Origin of the sequence: Parafannyhessea umbonata (assembly GCF_012844235.1) — a bacterium.
GTDB lineage: Bacteria > Actinomycetota > Coriobacteriia > Coriobacteriales > Atopobiaceae > Parafannyhessea.
In genome coordinates, this window is record NZ_JABAGR010000020.1 from 1 (window position 1) to 2,515 (window position 2,515).

2 protein-coding genes are annotated in these 2,515 nt (G+C 62.7%); both read right to left on the reverse strand.

Going from position 1 to position 2,515, the window contains the following annotated elements:
* Positions 1-109: 109 nt before the first annotated feature.
* Positions 110-877, reverse strand: coding sequence for an IS21-like element helper ATPase IstB (gene istB, locus HF885_RS10220; RefSeq protein ID WP_235927416.1), 768 nt, complete (start codon positions 875-877; stop codon positions 110-112).
* Positions 852-2,342: an IS21 family transposase gene (istA, locus tag HF885_RS10225; RefSeq protein WP_170104791.1), complete on the reverse strand. Its 1,491-nt coding sequence runs from the start codon at positions 2,340-2,342 to the stop codon at positions 852-854. Before istA ends, istB begins: the two co-directional genes overlap by 26 nt.
* Positions 2,343-2,515 lie beyond the last annotated feature (173 nt).

The following is a 2,515-nucleotide window of genomic DNA, read 5'->3' on the forward strand; positions in this document are numbered from 1 at the left end:
CTGTGTTTCGTCAACCTCTCGTTTCACAAAACAGCATCCGTTCGTTTCACACGTCAGCGTGAAGATTCTTCACGCACGAGCGTGGCCCTGGCACCAATCCTTTCTTCTCCTACAACTCCCCGCGCATGAGTGCGTGTTTGACCCTGTACGACTCCCTGTCGTAGGTGACGAGCCTGCCGTGGTGGACGATGCGGTCCATCATCGCCTTGGCCATGTCGTCGTCGGCAAAGATCTCGCCCCATCTGGAGAACTCGATGTTGGTGGTGAGGACGAGCGCGATCCGCTCGTAGCACATCGACACCACCCGGAACAGAAGCCTTGCCCCGTCGGGATCGGTGGGAAGGTACCCCCACTCGTCCAGAATGATGAGGTCGCACCTGCCGAGCTTCCTGAGCGCGTCCTGTGTCGTCCCCTCCCTATTCGCACGCCTCAGCTCGCTTACCAGCTCCGCCGTCGACCAGAACGCGACTTTTCTGCCCTCGCCGCAGGCGAGCAGCCCCAAGGCTATCGCGGTATGGGTCTTGCCATTGCCCGATCCTCCGAAGAGCACCAGGTCCTCGTGGGCGTCGATGAAGGCAAGCGAGAGCATGTCGTCCCTCGTGAAGCCGCGGGGAAACACGATTCCCGACCATTCGAAGCCATCGAAGCCCTTCTGCGAGGGAAAGTTCGCCTGCCGCTTGAGCCGCGCTATCCGGCTTTGGTGCCTGAGCGCGTACTCCCTTGCGAGCGCATCCTCGAAGAACGCGAACTGCCCATCGGTGGCCGTCTCGGCCACGTAGCGCATCGTCGCCTTCGACAGCAGGATGGAGCCACCCTCGCGCTCGGCGCACTTCAGCCTCTCGTAGCGCGCATCAACCTTCTGCGGCAGCCTGGCCATCCCGATCGCCTCCCCTGAGCATGAAGCCGTCGTAGTCGGCGAGCCTGGTGCCCAGCTCGCGCGCTGCCTTGGCCCTGGTGCCTTGCGCGCGGATCCTGGCGCAGCACATCTCGACATCGGCGGGGCGCATCTTGCTGGTGGCCCGCAGCGCCTCGGAGAACGCCTGGGCGGTGATCCCCATGCCATAGGCTTGTGCGAGCCTAGAGATCACCTTGACCTGGCCTTTCAGCTCGTCGGTCGCCATGGAGCCGAAGGCGTCCCTCACATCCTCGTCGAACAGCGCGCACACGCTGGACTGCATGAAGGCGCGCGTCTTCATCGAAAGCGGTTCGAGCAGTGCCAGCGGGTCCTCATCGGAGGTGAAGAGCTTGCCGGAGCGCCTGCGGTAGGTCCTTAGCGGCGTCCCGTCAGGGGCGTCTATCTCCACCGTGAAGGCGCGCACGCCCACCGTGAGCGAAACGCATGCGAGCGAGGGCGACGCCAGATAGCGATGGCAGCCGTCCAAGGTGATCCTTCCGTAGCCGTCGGTCGTGCACGACGCCCACCTGACGACGTCGAAGGGCTTTTTCGGAAGAGGCAGGAGATGCGCCTTGTCGACCTGGAAGAGGGTGGCCCAGCTGAGTCCCTTCTCGTAGTGGAGCTGCTCTTCGGAGTGGGCGTCAAGCGTCTCGGCAAGCCCTCGGTTGTAGTCTTGAAGGTCGCCCACCTCGGGCACGGGCACGAAGAAGTTCCTCCTGGTGTAGCCGACCTTGCCCTCGACGTTTCCCTTCTCCTTGCCGGCGTTCGGGTTGCAGAAGCGGGCCGTGAAGCCGTAGTGCAGCCTGAGCCGGCGGAAGAGGTCGGACTCCACGATCACGTCGCGCCACCTCCTCCCGGCCTCGGTGGCGTTGTCGAGCACGATGACGGGGGGAACGCCCCCGATGCGCTCGAAGCAGTCCTTGAGCCCCTGGCAGACACAGACGTCCTTCTCGTCCGCGAAGACCTCGCACACCTCATGGTTGGAGTACGGAAAGGACATCGGCAGGTAGTGCATCCTTGCCCTGCCGCCGCCGAAGGCATAATCGAAGTCGGCCTGCCCGAAGTCGACCTGCATGGTGCCCGGGTCCCATCCGAGCCTCACCGACTCGCCCCTCGGCCCCTTGGAGCGAATCTCCTTCATGTAGCGCTGCACCGTGGAGTAGCTGCCACTAAAGCCATGCTCCGCGCGCAGCCTCTCGAAGACGCGCTTGGCCGTGTGGCGCTGCTTGTGGTAGCAGTGGCGGTCCTCCTCGAGCATCTCGCCGATGAGGGCCTTGTAGGGATCGAGCTTGCTCGGGTGCTCCGAGGCCTTGGGCCTTTGGGGCGAGAAGTCGTCTTCCTGAGCGTACTTCCTGATCGTTGGGTACGACACTCCGAGGGTCTCCTTCACCTCCGTCGGCGTATAGCCATCCGCGAGCATGTCGCGTATCCTCTCTATCTGGGACATGTCCAGCATCTTCCTTTCCTGCCTCTCGATCCGTGGGTTGGGCCCTGCGAATCGAGCATGGCAATGTGTGCGGTGCCAGGACGTGTCCCTCTTGCTTATCTGTGAAACTTTTTCATGCTCACGAGTGAAAAGCCGCTCTGCTTTTTTGTGCAATTAGGAGGCTATCAAACACA

Bases quoted from the DNA above. Each gene is read 5' to 3' on its own strand.
- istB (WP_235927416.1), bottom strand. From the start codon at position 877: ATGGCCAGGCTGCCGCAGAAGGTTGATGCGCGCTACGAGAGGCTGAAG.
- istA (WP_170104791.1), bottom strand. From the start codon at position 2,342: ATGTCCCAGATAGAGAGGATACGCGACATGCTCGCGGATGGCTATACG.